Origin of the sequence: Streptomyces sp. 2A115 (assembly GCF_052245575.1) — a bacterium.
GTDB lineage: Bacteria > Actinomycetota > Actinomycetes > Streptomycetales > Streptomycetaceae > Streptomyces.
The window spans coordinates 47,020-61,996 of record NZ_JBQQCG010000038.1 but is presented as its reverse complement, the minus strand read 5'-3'; the positions used below and the strand labels follow the sequence as shown (position 1 = coordinate 61,996).

Annotated in this window: 18 protein-coding genes and 1 pseudogene; 7 read left to right on the top strand and 12 right to left on the bottom strand. The window is 70.5% G+C overall.

The annotated features are described in order from the left end of the window. Window positions 1–211: 211 nt before the first annotated feature. Window positions 212–895 carry a glycerophosphodiester phosphodiesterase gene (locus tag ACTWQR_RS29295; RefSeq protein WP_443230195.1) on the top strand — a complete coding sequence of 228 codons (684 nt, stop codon included), beginning with the start codon at window positions 212–214 and terminating at the stop codon, window positions 893–895. A 3-nt stretch (window positions 896–898) separates the two neighbouring features. On the opposite strand, the gene ACTWQR_RS29290 is transcribed toward ACTWQR_RS29295, so the two are convergent. Continuing rightward, on the bottom strand, window positions 899–1,447 hold the full coding sequence (locus ACTWQR_RS29290; protein ID WP_443230194.1) for a GNAT family N-acetyltransferase: 549 nt from the start codon (window positions 1,445–1,447) through the stop codon (window positions 899–901). Window positions 1,448–1,519: 72 nt separating this feature from the next. Here ACTWQR_RS29290 and ACTWQR_RS29285 point away from each other — a divergent pair, with 72 nt between their 5' ends. After that, window positions 1,520–1,906, top strand: a complete 387-nt coding sequence (locus ACTWQR_RS29285) for a VOC family protein (protein ID WP_443230193.1) — start codon at window positions 1,520–1,522, stop codon at window positions 1,904–1,906. A gap of 55 nt (window positions 1,907–1,961) precedes the next feature. On the opposite strand, the gene ACTWQR_RS29280 is transcribed toward ACTWQR_RS29285, so the two are convergent. Both ACTWQR_RS29280 and ACTWQR_RS29275 read right to left on the bottom strand, forming a co-directional pair. Then, on the bottom strand, window positions 1,962–2,333 hold the full coding sequence (locus ACTWQR_RS29280; RefSeq protein ID WP_443230192.1) for a VOC family protein: 372 nt from the start codon (window positions 2,331–2,333) through the stop codon (window positions 1,962–1,964). An 88-nt stretch (window positions 2,334–2,421) separates the two neighbouring features. Further along, window positions 2,422–3,387: an LLM class F420-dependent oxidoreductase gene (locus tag ACTWQR_RS29275; RefSeq protein WP_443230191.1), complete on the bottom strand. Its 966-nt coding sequence runs from the start codon at window positions 3,385–3,387 to the stop codon at window positions 2,422–2,424. Between the two features lie 156 nt (window positions 3,388–3,543). On the opposite strand from ACTWQR_RS29275, the gene ACTWQR_RS29270 reads away from it, so the two are divergent. After that, window positions 3,544–4,179 (top strand): diguanylate cyclase, encoded by a 636-nt coding sequence (locus tag ACTWQR_RS29270; protein WP_443230190.1) that lies wholly within the window; start codon window positions 3,544–3,546, stop codon window positions 4,177–4,179. Further along, entirely contained in the window at window positions 4,176–5,186 is a 1,011-nt protein-coding gene (locus tag ACTWQR_RS29265; RefSeq protein ID WP_443230189.1) for an SMP-30/gluconolactonase/LRE family protein, read from the top strand. The genes ACTWQR_RS29270 and ACTWQR_RS29265 overlap by 4 nt, the downstream gene beginning before the upstream one ends. A gap of 19 nt (window positions 5,187–5,205) precedes the next feature. On the opposite strand, the gene ACTWQR_RS29260 is transcribed toward ACTWQR_RS29265, so the two are convergent. After that, window positions 5,206–5,706 carry a flavin reductase family protein gene (locus tag ACTWQR_RS29260; RefSeq protein ID WP_443230188.1) on the bottom strand — a complete coding sequence of 167 codons (501 nt, stop codon included), beginning with the start codon at window positions 5,704–5,706 and terminating at the stop codon, window positions 5,206–5,208. 74 nt (window positions 5,707–5,780) lie between these two features. Here ACTWQR_RS29260 and ACTWQR_RS29255 point away from each other — a divergent pair, with 74 nt between their 5' ends. Beyond that, window positions 5,781–6,323 (top strand): cysteine hydrolase family protein, encoded by a 543-nt coding sequence (locus tag ACTWQR_RS29255; protein WP_443230187.1) that lies wholly within the window; start codon window positions 5,781–5,783, stop codon window positions 6,321–6,323. A 64-nt stretch (window positions 6,324–6,387) separates the two neighbouring features. Here ACTWQR_RS29255 and ACTWQR_RS29250 read toward each other — a convergent pair whose 3' ends face one another. Both ACTWQR_RS29250 and ACTWQR_RS29245 read right to left on the bottom strand, forming a co-directional pair. After that, window positions 6,388–6,756, bottom strand: a complete 369-nt coding sequence (locus ACTWQR_RS29250; protein WP_443230186.1) for a DUF6479 family protein — start codon at window positions 6,754–6,756, stop codon at window positions 6,388–6,390. 80 nt (window positions 6,757–6,836) lie between these two features. Beyond that, window positions 6,837–7,277, bottom strand: a complete 441-nt coding sequence (locus tag ACTWQR_RS29245; RefSeq protein ID WP_443230185.1) for a CBS domain-containing protein — start codon at window positions 7,275–7,277, stop codon at window positions 6,837–6,839. A 232-nt stretch (window positions 7,278–7,509) separates the two neighbouring features. Between ACTWQR_RS29245 and ACTWQR_RS29240 the strand changes: the two genes are divergently transcribed. Then, window positions 7,510–8,595 (top strand): Ppx/GppA phosphatase family protein, encoded by a 1,086-nt coding sequence (locus tag ACTWQR_RS29240; protein WP_443230184.1) that lies wholly within the window; start codon window positions 7,510–7,512, stop codon window positions 8,593–8,595. Here the strand turns inward: ACTWQR_RS29240 and ACTWQR_RS29235 are convergent. Next, window positions 8,564–8,896: a cellulose binding domain-containing protein gene (locus tag ACTWQR_RS29235; protein ID WP_443230183.1), complete on the bottom strand. Its 333-nt coding sequence runs from the start codon at window positions 8,894–8,896 to the stop codon at window positions 8,564–8,566. The genes ACTWQR_RS29240 and ACTWQR_RS29235 overlap by 32 nt on opposite strands. Before the next feature lie 28 nt (window positions 8,897–8,924). Here ACTWQR_RS29235 and ACTWQR_RS29230 point away from each other — a divergent pair. Then, window positions 8,925–9,386 (top strand): annotated as a pseudogene (locus ACTWQR_RS29230) (VOC family protein); the annotation flags it as partial. Window positions 9,387–9,413: 27 nt separating this feature from the next. Here the strand turns inward: ACTWQR_RS29230 and ACTWQR_RS29225 are convergent. The 5 genes from ACTWQR_RS29225 to ACTWQR_RS29205 form a co-directional block, all read right to left on the bottom strand. Beyond that, the gene (locus ACTWQR_RS29225) at window positions 9,414–11,972 is read right to left on the bottom strand and encodes a cellulosome protein (RefSeq protein ID WP_443230182.1); all 2,559 of its coding nucleotides are present in this window, start codon (window positions 11,970–11,972) and stop codon (window positions 9,414–9,416) included. Window positions 11,973–11,986: 14 nt separating this feature from the next. Then, complete coding sequence (locus ACTWQR_RS29220; protein WP_443230181.1) at window positions 11,987–12,334, bottom strand: hypothetical protein; 348 nt, start codon at window positions 12,332–12,334, stop codon at window positions 11,987–11,989. After that, on the bottom strand, window positions 12,304–12,462 hold the full coding sequence (locus ACTWQR_RS29215) for a hypothetical protein (protein WP_443230180.1): 159 nt from the start codon (window positions 12,460–12,462) through the stop codon (window positions 12,304–12,306). The genes ACTWQR_RS29220 and ACTWQR_RS29215 overlap by 31 nt, the downstream gene beginning before the upstream one ends. A gap of 86 nt (window positions 12,463–12,548) precedes the next feature. After that, on the bottom strand, window positions 12,549–13,154 hold the full coding sequence (locus ACTWQR_RS29210; RefSeq protein ID WP_443230179.1) for a MarR family winged helix-turn-helix transcriptional regulator: 606 nt from the start codon (window positions 13,152–13,154) through the stop codon (window positions 12,549–12,551). After that, a complete protein-coding gene (locus tag ACTWQR_RS29205) occupies window positions 13,151–14,854 on the bottom strand; it encodes an FUSC family protein (protein WP_443230178.1) in 1,704 nt (567 codons plus the stop codon). Before ACTWQR_RS29205 ends, ACTWQR_RS29210 begins: the two co-directional genes overlap by 4 nt. Between the last annotated feature and the right edge of the window lie 123 nt (window positions 14,855–14,977).

Here is a 14,977-nt window from a genome sequence, read left to right as displayed (position 1 = left end):
GGTCAACCCCTTCGGGACTCGCCCACGCAGGAGTGAGCAGGAGTGAGGCAGGATGGTCGCGGGAGAGGGCGTCACCACGGCTGGAAGGCCTCATTCCCCCCTGTAGGACCGGGTTCAACGCCGAGCCGGGCGATTAGGCTGCGGCCTTGCCGCGCGGGTACGGGACCGCAGCGCGGCAGCCGAGCCGCCGTCGACGGAAGCGGAGCCAGCCTTGAACTTCCTCACCATCGGTCATCGCGGGATCATGGGTGTCGAACCCGAGAACACCCTCCGTTCCTTCATCGCCGCCCAGCACGCGGGCCTCGACCTGATCGAGCTCGATCTGCATCTGAGCAAGGACGGCGAGCTCGTCGTCATGCACGACGCCGACGTGGACCGTACGACCGACGGTTCGGGACCGATCGCCGAGAAGACCCTCGCCGAGCTGCGGGTGCTGGACGCGGGTCGCGGAGAGCGCATTCCTGTCTTCGAGGAGGTCCTGGACGCCGTCACGGCCCCGCTCCAGGCCGAGATCAAGGACGTCGCGGCGGCCCGGGCACTCGCCGAGGTCATGAACCGGCGCGATCTGGTCGGCCGGGTGGAAGTGCTGTCCTTCCACGACGAGGCGCTCGCCGAGATCGCGCGGCTCGTCCCGGGGGTCCGCACGGCGCTGGTCGCCAGCCGCTACGGCGTCGACGTCGTGGAGCGGGCGGTCACGGTCGGCGCCACCGGCCTCGTCCTCAACATCCGCCGGCTCACCCTGGAGATCGTCGAGCACGCGCGCAAGGCGGACCTGCGCATCATCGGCTGGGTCGTGAACACCCAGGACCATCTGCGGCTCGTACGCGCCCTGGAGCTGGACGGCGCGACCACCGACTATCCGGAGATCAAACGCACCGGCCGCTTCACGGCGTAACGATTATGCGAGCGGCTTGACCAGCAGTTCGAACTGCAGGTCCGCGCGCTGCGGGATGCCGAATCGCTCGTCGCCGTACGGGAAGGGGGTCATCTCTCCCGTACGGCGGTAGCCGCGCCGCTCGTACCAGGCGATGAGGTCGTTCCGTACGGAGATCACGGTCATGTGCATGGCCCGCGCGCCCCAGGTCTCGCACGCGTGGCGCTCCGCCTCCGTGATGATCACCTTGCCGAGGCCGGCACCCTGGAGGGCGGGGCTGACCGCGAACATACCGAAGTAGGCGTGGTCGCCTCGGTGTTCGAGTTGGCAGCAGGCGACGACCGCGCCGCCCCGCTCGACGGTCAGCAGACGGCTGTCGGGGGACTTGATGACCTCGAGCACGCCTTCCGGGTCGGTCCGCTGACCCTCCAGGATGTCCGCCTCGGTGGTCCAGCCGGTACGGCTGGCGTCCCCTCGGTAGGCCGACTCGATCAGCGCGACGATGGCGTCCACGTCGGCGTCAGTGGCGTCGCGGAAGGTCAGTCCATTGGCGGCGGTGTCAGCGGTGTCCATGGAAAGCTTCTCCGACTCTCTGGCGCGGCTCGGGCACCGATGAGCGTAACCCGCCCACTAGGCTCCGGGTGCATGGTGCACGTACTGAGCAGCCGGACCTTGCTCCGCCCCACCGACCCCGAGCGCTCCCGCGCCTTCTACGGCGAGCAGCTGGGCCTCGCCGTCTACCGCGAGTACGGCACGGGCCCCGAGCGCGGCACCGTCTACTTCCTCGGCGGCGGCTTCCTCGAGATCTCGGGCCGCTCCGAGGAACCGCCCTCCCCCGCCGTCAAGCTGTGGCTGCAGGTCGCGAACGCGACGGCGGCGTACGACGAACTGGTGGCCGCGGGCGTCGAGGTCCCGCGGCCTCCGGTGAAGGAGCCGTGGGGGCTGATCGAGATGTGGCTCTCCGATCCGGACGGGACGGAGATCGTGGTCGTGGAGGTACCGGCGGATCATCCGCTGCGGTACCGGCCGTGAGCAGGGCAACGAATCGGGGCCCGACCGACTCGCCTCGCCCGGCGCGCTTCGTGCGTCAGTCCCGGCACAGGCAGAACGGGTGGCCGACCGGGTCCGCGTACACCCGGAACCCGCGACGGCCGTCCTCGTCGTCGAGGTCGAGCGGGGTGGCGCCGAGGGCCAGCACCTCGGCCTGGGCCGCGTCGATGTCCGGCACCGTGAAGTCCAGGTGCAGTTGCTGGGAGTTGTCGTCGGCGCGCGGCCAGTCCGGCGGGCGGTAACCCGGGGCACGCTGGAAGGAGATGCGGTGGCCGCCGGGGGCGTAGAGGTCGTACCAGTTGTCGTCGTACTGCTTGACCTCTCCGCCGAGTACGCCCGCGTAGAACTCCGCGAGGGCCGGCGGGTCCGGGCAGTCCAGGGCTACGAGGCGGTACTCGGCGATGGCCACGATGGTCCCTTCGTCGCTCTTCGGTCTTTCGCTTCGGTCTTTCGCTCTTCGGTCTTCGGTCTCTCGTTCTTCCGTTCCCCGGTCCTTCTCACAGGTCCTTCAGCGCGGGGAGCAGCTCTTTCTCGGCCCAGTTCAGGAACGTGATCTGGTGGTCGCCGCCGACCTGGACCAGGGCTATCTCGGTGAAGCCCGCGGTGACGTAGGGGCGTACGGCTTCCACGAACGTGTCGACGCTGTCGCCGCACGGAATCGTCTCCGCGACGTCCTCCGGGCGCGTGTTCTTCGTGGCCACGTCGAAGCTCGCGGGACCGGGCAGTTCGGAGTTGACCGGCCAGCCGCCGAGGGCCCAGCGGAACTGGTCGTGCGCCCGGCGGACCGCGGCGTCCGTGTCCGGGTCGTAGCAGACCGGCAACTGGCCCACCTTGGGCTTGCCGCTGCCGCCGTGCCGGTCGAAGGAGTCCACCAGCTCGGCGTTCGGCTCGGTGGCGATCACCAGATCGGCCAGCCGGCCGGCGATGTCGCAGGAGTGGTCGCCCGAGACGGCGACGCCGATCGGGGGCGGCTCGTCCGGGAGGTCGAAGAGCCGGGCGTTCTCGACGTCGAAGTGCGGGCCGTGGTGGTTCACGTTCCTGCCGCCGAACAGGGCGCGGATGATCTCCACGGCCTCTTCCAGCATGTCGAGGCGTACGTGCGTGGCGGGCCAACCGCCGCCCACCACGTGCTCGTTGAGGTTCTCGCCCGAGCCGAGCCCGAGTCGGAAGCGGCCCTCGGCGAGCAGCTGCGTCGTGGCGGCCTTCTGGGCGACGACTGCCGGGTGGTAGCGGGTCGTCGGACAGGTCACGTACGTCATGAGGGGGATCGTGGAGGTGGCCTGCGCCGCGGCGCCGAGGACGCTCCACGCGTACGGGGCGTGCCCCTGCTCCTCCAGCCAGGGGAAGTAGTGGTCGGAGGTGACGGAGAAGTCGAATCCGGCCTGTTCGGCGGCCACCACGTGCTGTACGAGGTCACGCGGGCCCGCCTGTTCGGTCATCATCGTGTATCCGATTTGCACCATGCGTTCCTAGTAGCCGGTCGGGGGTACCCGAAACGTCCGCAAGGGCGCCTGGCGGGCGGGGAGAACGTGCGCGAGGACGACGGCGCGTGTGCGCGGTCCCGTGCCGGGTACCGGGGTCGGGCATCCGTGTCCTCGGGTTGTTGACGGAGGTTTTTCATGGTTCTGCCCGGCAAGTCCGCGACCAGGTCCTGGCGGCACTGGCGGCGGGGACCCGAGTTGTCGGTCCCCTTCGCGTCGACGGATGTCGAGGACGCGAACCGGAGGTTTCTGCTCTACGGGATGCTGCCTCTGTGGGTCGTGCCCGCGGTCGCCGACTGGTGGATGCACCGGCGCACCCGGATCGAGCACACCACCGGCACGAAGGAGTCCGTCGTGCACGCGCTCATGATGACCGAGGCGGGCATCCCGGTCGCCATGGGCCTGCTGGCCCGGGTCAACCCGCTGGTCCTGTCCGTCATGGGCGGTTCCGCGGCTGCCCACAGCGCGACAGCCCTGTACGACGTGACGCTGGCGACCGAGAAGCGCGAGGTCCGCCCGATCGAGCAGCACATCCACAGTTTCCTTGAAGTGCTGCCGCTGGCGGGGATCGCCTTCACGGGGTGCCTGTACGCGGACGAGGTACGGGCGGCCCTGCGCGGTGGACGCCGCCCCGACGACTGGAAGCTGCTGCCCAAGGACAGGCCGCTGTCCGCCGGGTATCTGGCGGGCCTGGGCGTGGTGATCGGTGCCGGGGTGGTGCTGCCGTACGCCGAGGAGTTGAGGCGCTGCGTCCGGGCACGGCGTGCTTCATGACACCGCGACGCTCCCGGCAGGCGGCGCCCGCGGTTCTGCCGTCCCCTCTGCTGATCCCCCTCGGGGGTACGGGTCCCGAGGATGTCGCCGTCGATCACGAGGGCCTCGTGGTCACTGGGGTGGACGACGGCCGCATTCTGCGCGTCCATCCGCGCCGTCCGGCCCGAGTGGAGCGGATCGCCCGGACCGGAGGGCGGCCGCTGGGGCTCGAAGTCCTGCCGGACGGAAGGGTGTTGGTGTGTGACGCGGAGCGGGGGCTGCTGCGGGTCACGCCTGCCTCCGACTCCGGCCCCGACTCGGACTCCGACTCCCACTCCGGAGGGAAGGTCGAGGTGCTTGCCGACCAGGTGGCGGGGGCGCCGCTGCGGTTCTGCAGCAACGCGGTCGCGGCGGCGGACGGCAGCGTGTACTTCACCGTTTCCAGCAGGTGTTACGGGCTCCAGGAGTGGGCCGGCGATCTGATGGAACGGACGGCGACCGGTCGGCTGCTCCGGCTCCCGCCCGGTGGCGGCGAGCCCGAACTCCTCCTGGACGGCCTGCACTTCGCCAACGGAGTCGTGCTCGCCGAGGACGAGTCCTGTGTCGTGGTGGCCGAGTCCGGCGCGTACCGCCTCACACGGCTGTGGCTGTCCGGCGCGCGAGCCGGCCGCCGCGACACCCTGATCGAGAGTCTTCCGGGCTTTCCGGACAACCTCTCGCGTGGCGCGGACGGGACGATCTGGGTCGCGCTGGCTGGCCCGCGCCTGGCTGCCCTCGACTGGCTGCATCGGGCGCCCGTCGGTGTGCGGCGCGCGGTGTGGCGGGTGGTTCGACCGCTGGGGGTGCGCCCGCGGCCCATCGCCCGGGTGATGGGCATCGGGCCCGACGGCCGGGTCCGCCGCGACCTCAGGCGTCGACGATCGGGCTATCGGATGGTGACCAGCGTGTACGCGTACGAGGGCACGCTGGTCCTGGGCAGCCTGCTGGAGAACGGGATCGGTGTGTGTGAGCTGCCCGAGAGTGCGTGACGCCGGCCGTCAGGCATCGTCAGTCGACGGGGTGTCCGGCGGTGATGCCGACGACATCGCTCAGGCCGAGCAGCCTCTGTCCCGAACGCCTGTTTGCCCCGCCCGCGACGGGGCTGAGCAGGAAGCCCACGTGATCGCCCCCGTCCGTACGGCTCTCCACGCGGCCCACGAACCAGGCGGGCACCCCGTCCAGCACGGGGACGCCGTCCGGGCCCGGCGTCCAGGCCACGCGGGTGAACTTGTCCAGGAGCTCGCCGGTGTGGTCGACGCTGTCGCCGGTCTCACCGCCGAACAGCTCCGCGAGCGCGTACTGGTCGGAGCCGAGCAGATGCACGGCGAGCCGTTCGGCGGGCTGGGCGACGCGGAAGGTCCTGTTGACCTTCGACAGCCACACCATGAACCGGGGCGGCCGGATCGAGCACTGCGAGGCGAAGCCCACCAGACAGCCGGCCCGCTCCCCTGCGGCCGCCACGGTCACCACGTACACGGGGTAGTCGAGTCGGTCGGCGAATGACTTCATTGACCCCACGAGTTCCCTCCGGTGGTTTCCTTCCAGTGGGTTCCTTTCGGTCATGAAGTGGAACCTCGAACGGCATGGGCGAGACAAAGACCGCACTCATCGTCATCGACATGATCAACACATACGACCACAAGGACGCCGATCTGCTGATCCCGTCGGTCCGCGACGCGCTGCCCGCGGTCGTACGTCTCCTTCAGCGGGCCCGGGAGCGGGACGTTCCGGTGATCTACGCGAACGACAACTTCGGCGAGTGGCGCTCCCACCACGGGGAGATCGTGGAGACCGCCCTCGGGGGGCCGCACGCCGATCTGGTCGAGCCGGTCCGTCCCGACGGGACGGACCTCTTCGTCGTGAAGGCCCGGCACTCGATCTTCTTCGAGACCCCGCTCAGCTATCTGCTCAACCAGCTCGACATCGGCCATGTCGTGCTCTGCGGCCAGGTGACCGAGCAGTGCGTGCTCTACTCCGCGCTCGACGCCCACATCCGGCACATGCGCGTGACCGTCCCGGCGGACGCGGTGGCGCACATCCACGCCGATCTGGCCGAGGCCGCGCTGCGGATGATGGAGCGGAACATGGGCGCCGACATCCGTACGGCCGAGACGGCACGCCTCTGAGCGGCCTGTCGTCCTTCGCCCTTCGCCGCTCGTTCCGGTGTTCACGCGGTGTGCCCGAGCACCCTCAGTGGTGTCCGAGCCCGCCGCTCCCGAATCCTCCGCTGCTGTTCCGGTTCCAGATGGGCCGCTTCTGGTTCTTGGCGCGGCGTGTGTACATGTTGCCGAGAGCTGCCAACTCGGTCGGGAGGAGGACCGTGCCGTCGTGCGGCATCTCGTCGGGCTCGCGCACTTCGCTGATCTCGTGGACCGCGCCAGTGGGCGGCAAGTGGGGCTGTTCCTCGGGACGCGGCGGGCCGGGTTCCCGAGCGCGCACCCTCATGCCCCACCACACTGCGGCGATCAGCATCGCCGTGATCAAAAGTCCCACCACGAAGGGTGCCAGACCGGCCACGACTTCGTTCGGGATGGCTATACCCCTGCCGAAGGTGTCCATAGAGTCAGAGTACTCGCGGAGGGCGGCCTGAGCAGGGCTCGCGCAGGAGCCGCGCGGGCAGGGGCGCGAGCGGCACCCGGTTACCACATGACCGTGCCCTGACCAGGGCTGGGAGCGGCCCGGCTGATGTCGGCGAGTGCCGAGTTCGGGTCCCGGTTCTCGGCCAGGTCACCGAGGCTGACCATGCCGACCGGTCGTCCGTCCTCGACCACCGGGAGCCGCCGGACCGCGTGCCGCCGCATCAGCTCGACCGCCACCGAGGCCTCCTCTTCGGGGCCGATGCACACCGGGTCCGGCGTACAGACCGAGCGGACGTCGATGATGCGCGGGTCGCCGCCGTCCGCCACCACACGCAACGCGATGTCGCGGTCGGTGACCAGACCGACCAGCGTGTCTCCCTCGACGACCAGGACGCCGCCGAGATCCTCGTCGCGCATCAGCTGGGCTGCGTCGACGAGCGGGGAGTCTGGCTCGACCGCCCTCGGGTCGGGTGTCATCACGTCTTCCACCAACTGGACCATGTCCCTTCGCCCTTCCTCTCTCTGACCCTGTCCCTGGCTCTGTCTCCGGCCCTGGCTTCGGCCGCTTCTCGTCCCGTTTCCGTCCCGGGTGCTGTCTCTGGGGCGCATGACGGCTCCCTCCAGGGCCGCCGCCCCCAGTACCCCGGGCGAACCTGCCCAACCTCCCAGGCACCATCTGCCCGCGACACGCGCTCCGCCGCATGCCGGGGGCTGCCACGGGTACTGGGAGGGGATGCGAATGGGTGTACTTGATGTCGGTTCGAACACGGTCCGGTTGGTCATCGCGGAGACGGACGGGGCGGTTCCACTGCCTGTCCACACCGCAAAGCGCCGGCTGAGACTCTCGGAACACGTGGAGCGTGGCGGTCGCCTGCCGCCGGAACAGGTGACCCGGCTGGTGGAGGCCGTCACCGCCGCCCGGGACGAGGGCAGGCGCTGGGGAGTGGCTCGGCCCTTCGCCTTCGCCACCGCGATCGTGCGGGACGCCCCGAACCGCGCCGAGATCCTCGAACAGGTCGCCGCCGAAGCCGGGCTGCCGCTGCACATCCTGCCCGGCGAGGTCGAGGCGGAGCTGACCTTCCTCGCCGCGCGGCGCTGGATGGGCTGGCGCGCGGGGCCGCTGGCCATGCTGGACATCGGTGGCGGCTCCCTGGAGGTGGCCTTCGGCCGCAGCAAGCTGCCCGACTTCGCGATCTCGCTGCCGCTGGGAGCGAACCTGCTGACCCGCGAGTTCTTCCGCGGCCAGGATCCGCCGTCGCCACGCCGGGTCAAGGCGCTGCGCCGGCACGTACGTCACCAGCTGCGCGACGTCGCGGCCCGCATACGGTGGGAGGCGCCCCGCACGAGCGTCGCCACTTCGCGTACGTTCCAGCAGCTGGGCCGCCTGTGCGGCGCGGAGCCGGGCCGGTCGGGCCCCTTCACACCGCGCGGCATGGCCCGGACCGATCTGCGCCGGGCCGTCGACCGGCTGGCGGAGTTGCCGGCCTCGGCGCGCGCCACTCTGCCGGGCATCTCCGCCGCCCGGGCCGGTCAGTCCCTGGCCGGGGCGATCGTCGCCCACACCACGATGAAGCTGATGGGCATCGACGAGGTGACCATCTGCCCCTGGGCCTTGCGTGAGGGAGTCCTGCTCCGCTGTATCGAGGACGGCAATGCCGACTGGTGGGACGGGATGGCGCCCAGTCTCCGGAATCAGGACGCCACGCCGCCGCGAGTGCTCCGGCCGGTCGGCCAGGACAAGACCGCGACCGCCGGGTCCAGCTCCGCCTCTGCCTCCACCTCCGAATTCAACTCTCAACTACCGGGAAGCGCAGGGTAGTTGATGGAGAGGAAGAGTGTGTGCCGACGGGCAGGTCCCGTCGGCACACGCGGGCGGACCAGGCCGTACAGGCCGTCCCGCTGAGGGTGAAGGCCGTGGGTGCGGTGTTGCTCCCGGACGAGGATCCGTTGAAGCCGAAGGTGACCGTCCCGCCTGGCGCGATCGCCGCGTTGCAGCCGGCGTCGGCAGCGGTGACGGCGGAGCCGGACTGAGTGACGGTGGCGCTCCAGACCTGCGTCACGCGCTGGCCCGAGGGCCAACTCCATGTGCGCCGACGCGGGCTGCGCGTGCCGGAGGGCATGAGCGTGGTGGGTTTCGACGACCTTACGGAAGTCCGCCGGACGGCCCGCTTCGCGGTGGTCGCCGACCCGGGTGGCGCGGTCTTCCAGCTCTGGCAAGCACGGTCCTTCCCCGGTGCGGCCCTGTTCAACGCACCCGGCTCGCTCGGCTGGGTCGAACGGATGACGCGCGACACCGAGGCGGTCACCGCCTTCTACACGACGGTGTTCGGCTGGACCGTCAACGCTTGGGAGTTCTACACGCGGTGGGCCGTCGGGGGCGCCGACTTCGGCGAAATGGTGGAGATGGGTGACAAGTTCCCGTACGAGGTGCCCTCGCACTGGCTGCCGTACTTCGCCGTCGAGGACGTCGACGCCATCGCGGATCCGGTACGCGGGCGGGCGGAAGCCTCCTCATGGAACACACCTCGGTCCCGGAGGACCCGCGGATCGCGGTTGTCCGGGACCCGCGGGGGGGCGGTGTTCGGTATCTACAAGGCGGGCGAAGTGGGCTGGTTCCCCTGTTCGCCCGCCCAGACCCTAGGCGAGTGGCGTCACCGTGACCTGGTCGATGACCGGGGCGTACGGGGAGCGCTGTTGATACTGGTTCGAGGTGTCGCCGTCGAAGTCGGGGAGTTCGTCGGCGGTGAAGGTCAAGGTGTTGGTGCCCTTTTTCAGCGTCACCGGCACGGTGAGGTCCCAGAAGTTGTTGAAGTGCAAGGTGGTGGGGAAGAGCACGCGCTGCGGATTCGCTCCGTTGACGGAGATGTCCGCGTGGCGGCACACCGGGTCCGGGTTGTAATGCGTGGCCGGGGGCTGCTCGCCGTTGGAGTAGCGGATGGTCAGGGCGTGCCGGCCGCTGCTCGCCGCCGTCACCGTGAGGGCCAGCGCGTTGGCGGTGCCCTTGCCGATGGCGTCGACAGCCTTGCCGCCGGTGGCGAAGGGGTACGCCGCCACCCTCGCCGCGCCCGTGAGGATGCCCTCCTCGGCCGCGTACACCGTGCTCTTCAGGCGTCCGCGCGACGGGCCGACCCGCAGTCGGTCCAGGACCAGGCGCCCCGACGTCCCGGTGACGGTGATCTTGTTGATGCCGCCGACCAGGAAGAGCGGGACGCCACCGTGCTCGATCCGCCCCACATTCTCGCCGTTGACCTTCAATGAGCCTTCACCGCCGCCCAGTTGATCGACCGTCACCGTCGTTTCGCCGTCGAGGGAGGCATGCACCCAGAAGGTGGCCGTACCGCCAGGGGGCAGTGCGACGGCTCCGGGACCGGAGGCCCCACGGTGGGCGTAGCTGACACGGGCTCCGCCGCCGAGGGTCGAGTACTCGGCCTCGTACAGCGCGGGCGCGGTCACGTGCGCGTCGCGCAGGGCCAGGTCGATCTTGTCGATGATCGCGTCGCCCTTGGTGAGACCGAGATCGGGGTCCTGGGCGGAGAGGGTGAGGGTGTGCTTGCCCGCCGTGAGGGTCACCCGCGTGTCGGTGTGCCCCCACACCACCCACTTGTAGCCGAGCGGCAGCCGCAGCTCCTGCGGGTCCTTGCCGTCGACGCGCAGGAAGACATTGGTGGGACCCTGCTCCTTCACCAGTTCGTACTGGTTGTAGGAGTTGGCGAACACGCTCAGGTCGTACGTCCCGTCCTGCGGGACCTCGACGTCGAAGGCGAGGGCGCCGTCGGAACCGGTGCGCAGTCCACCCACGTTGTAGCCGCTGGAGGTCGCGAACTTGTCCACGTCGGAGGGGGATCCCTCGGGGCCGTTCTTGGAGTGGCCGCTGCCCGTGTACGTCGCGTTCTCGGCCTCGTACGACCCCCGCCAGCCCACCGAGGGCGGCGCTCCGACCGCGCCCTTGCCGCCCGGCGAGAGGATGACCTGGTAGGCCGACATCTCGTTGAGGTCGGTCAGCGACAGGGTCACCTTGCCGTCCCGCACGGTCAGTTCGCGGTCCTGGAGCCGCAACGGCTGTGCGGAGGCGCCCACTTGGCCGGTCCAGGGGATCTCCTGGACGGTCGCGTGGACGGCGGAGCCGAGGACGTCCGCGTGCTCGAAGACGACATCGGCCGCGCCGCTCCTGCCGCCGAAGAGAGCCCGGCACTGCCGCTTGCCCGGGTCGAACGTGGCGACCCCCTGAAGCGTGTACTGCACGTTCGGCCGCGGAGCCGCGACCTGGACCGTGTGACCGGTCAGCTGCCCGTAGGCGTTGAACAGCCACCACTGGCCGTTGCCCTTGTTCGCCTCCACCGCCGAGTCGTTGAGGTTCCCGTCGATGTTCCAGTACGCCATGTCGGCGTCGATCTTCGACTCCTCGATGGCCGACATCCACTGGATGACCTGGCCAGGGACGGAGAGGTGGTAGTTGTGCGCGTACTCGTTGATGTTGATGGGGAGCGGGTCGATGCCCACGTCCTTCTCCATCCGGCGGTACTTGGCGACGTTCGTCCGGATCTCCGCGGGTGAGGACAGCTCGTGCCACGTCATCACGTCGGGCAGCACGTCGTTGGCCTTGGCGAACTCGAGGAAACCCCTCACCTCGGCATACAGGATGCTGGTATTGGGGCCGGCTATGCGGGCGTCCGGGTCGAGGTCCTTGATCAGGTGGTGGAAGTCCTTCCAGGCCGCGAAGAAGTGCGTGGGGTCCGTGCGCCAGGAGACCTTGTCGTAGCTCCACTCCCCCGTGCCGAACATGTTCCCTTCCGGCTCGTTGAAGGGCACGTACACGACATGGGACTTGTACGCGCCCATGGTCAGGACCTGCCTGACCTGCTTCTCGACCTTCCCCTTGAAGTCCGCGAGCCGTTCCTCGCCGGTGGCGCCGGGCCACTGGTAGGGGAAGCCGCGGTAGATGTCGGTCATGTAGATGTAGACGTCCTTGCCACCCGAGTCCACGAAGGCGGGCAGGACTTCGAGGGCGTCGGCGCCGGGGTGCTGCGTGCCGTCCTGGGCCTTGGTCGAGACCGTGCGGACGTGCATGCCCTCGACGAGGTTGCGGCTCGGGACGCCCTCTCCGTACAGGCCGTACAGCGTGCCGCTCGCCCCGCCGTGGAAGGCACCGGTGTCGGTGCCCAGGTCGATCGTCAACTTCTCCGTCTCGGCCGGCACGGCGTCAGTTCCCTTCAGTAGTCGGAATTACGGCGAGCGCGGTGGCCGCGGCACCGGTGGTGGACGTTGTTCTGTCGCTGCGCGATTCGGGATTTGACGCTTCCGGCGGTCAGCCCGCCCACTATGTACCGCTGGAGCATCGCGAAGACGCACACCACGGGGACGCTGACCAGCGTGGCGGCCGCCATGAGCGGTCCCCAGTCCGTGCCGGTCTGACCGACGAAGGTGTTGAGCAGGACGGTCACCGGCTGCACCTCGGGGTCGCTGTTGAGGGTGATCCCGAAGACGAACTCGCCCCAGCCGAGCAGGACCGAGAAGCCGCCGACCGCTATCAGCCCGGGCCGGGCAGCACGATCCGCCACAGCGCGCCAGGCAACCCACAGCCGTCCCCCCGTGCCGCTTCCTCGACCTCGGCGGGCATGGCGCGCACGAGTCGTCGCAGCACGATCACCGCGAAGGCCAGCGTGCCGAACGTAGGAGTGGCGTGCATCCCGTGTCAACGGTCGGTAACCGCGAAGTTTCTGCCGCGACGGAAGGACCGGGGGGCGGAAGATGCGCGGAACGGGCTGCGGCGCGTCAGACGCGCGGGGCGCCCAGGCGGCCTTCCAGCTGGACCAGCAACTCGCTGAGCAGCGACGCCAGTTCCCGCTGCCCACCGGAAGCGAGTCCCGACAGGACCGTCGTCTCGTACGAGAGCTGCTCGGGCAGGATGCCGTCGACGAGGTCGCGTCCGGCGTCCGTGAGCCGCACGTGGGCGACACGGCGGTCGCGGGTGTCGCCGCGGCGCTCGACGAGTCCGCGCTCGGTCAGCCGCTTGAGCCGCTTGGTCACCGCGGCGCCGGACGAGAACGTCTCCCGGGCCAGCTCGCCGGGGGTCAGTTCGAGGCCGGTGCGGCGCAGGGCGCCAAGGAGGTCGAACTCGGGGCGGGTGAGGCCTGCATGGCGCAGCGGCGCGTCCTCGGCCTGCTGGAGGAGCGCGGCACAGCGGTTGATGCGGCCGATGATCTCCATCGGCCCGGTGTCGAGGTCGGGGTGGACCGCCTGCCACTGCCGTACCACCGCGGCAAGGGTGTCCCCCGGCACGGGTTGCCCCTCCGTGTCGGTCCCGGCATCGGTCCGCCCGCTCCCTGTCCGCCCGATCGCAGTCCGTCCGGTCCCCGTCCGCCCGTTCGCCGCCGTCATGCCCGTGCGCCCTCCAGAGCGTGCAGTCCCTGTCGTCGTACCGTCGCCGCGAGCGTACGGTGTCCGGCCCGCTCGGCGAGCATCACCCGCTCCTCCGGCAGGGAGCGCTGCCACCATTCACCGGCCGCGGCGTCGGCCGTGCCGCGCAGCTCGACGAGCGCGGCGGCCAGCTGACGGCGCGCGGACTCCAGGGCCCCGGAGTCCGGGCACTCGGCGGCGACCAGCCGCGCGGAGTGCTCGCGGGCACGCTCCACGGCGTCCAGGACGTACTCGACGCGGTCCCCTGCGCGCCGGTTGGTGACCGCGATCGCCGCGACGAAGCCGGCCAGCGCGCCGACGAAGGTGTCCACGACCCGGTCCGTCATCAGCACCCCGGGCTCCTCGAAGCCCGTGAACTCGGTGATCAGCAGCGCCATGGGAGTCACGCAGACGCTGCCGAGCCAGTAGTTGCGGCTCATCAGGGCCTCGGCGCCGAAGTTGAAGGCGAGGCAGCACAGGACGAGGGCGGCCGGGCCGAGGTGGGCCAGCGGGGCGACCGCCGCGAAGAGGAGCACGCCGAAGAGGTTGCCGACGACGCGCTGCACTCCGCGGCTCCAGGTCAGGGTGATGTTCGCCTGGTAGAGCGAGGCGGCGGTGACCAGGGCCCAGAACGGGCGGCCGACGCCGAGCGCCAGCGACACGTATCCGGCGAGGGCGCAGCCGAGCGCGGTACGCAGGGCCAGGGGAAGGAGAGGGCCGAGCCTGCTCACCAGCGGGCGCTTCTCAGCGGCCGGTTCGGCGTCCACGCCGAGGAGTTCGCCGGCCGCCGGCGCCAGGTCCACATGCGGCACGGGGTTCGTCCCGCGCAGGTCGCGAGCCCATGCGCGCAACCGTCCGGGGTCCGTGTCGGCGGGGGCGGCGAGCGCGACCTCGGCCCGGACGACGAGCCGCTCGAGGGCGCGGCGGGGCTCGGAGCGGGCGCCGGTGGCGAGCAGCGACTGCCAGGCGTCGTGCACGGCGGTGGCCGCGGCGGCGCGGGCGCGCTCGTTGTCGGAGCTTGCGCCGGGGCCGGTGTCGGGGCCGGCGTCGGCGCTTGCACCGGGGCCACTACCGGTGGCGCGCGTTTGGGCGTACACCGCGACGGCGTTCAGGGCTCGGGCCGTGGCGCGGCGTTCCGGCCCGTGCGGGCGCAGGAGGCCGGGTGCCATGCCGATGAGCCAGGCCCAGGCGCCGGCCGCGACGACCAGGGCGAGATGACCGGGGACCTGGCCCAGCGTTTGCGGGGCGAAGAGGGAGGCCGAGCTGATGAAGACGAAGATCACCGGCCCGGGCGGGCCGATGCGCGCCGCGTCGCACAGCGCCTTCTGCGCGGCGGCGAGCAGCGCCCCGACGGCGACCAGGACCACGGCGGAGGACGTGAACGACGCCGTGACCAGCGCGATCGCGACCGAGGCGACCATGCCGAGCACGACCCGGGCGAGGGCCCGGGCGCGGGCGGCGTACGGCAGGTTGTGGGCGTAGAGCGCGCAGAGCGCCCCGGCCATCGTGTACATCGCCAGGTCGAGGCGGCCGAGCGCCAGCAGCGTCAGGTTGGGCACACCCGTCGCGACGACCACGCTCAGCGCGGGCTTGAACCAGATGTCGGAGGGGCGGCCGGCGCGCAGCACACCGGCGAGCGGCAGCCGGCGTACGAGCGGGGGTTTGGGTGCGGCACTGCTCATACCCACAAGATTAGCAGGTGTTTTACTTGTAAAATATACTTCGCGGTAGCAGCCGGCACGGAGTAGCCCTCCCCGCCCTCCCATCCGCTGCGCACCCCCGCACGCTCCCCCGCGTACACCCTT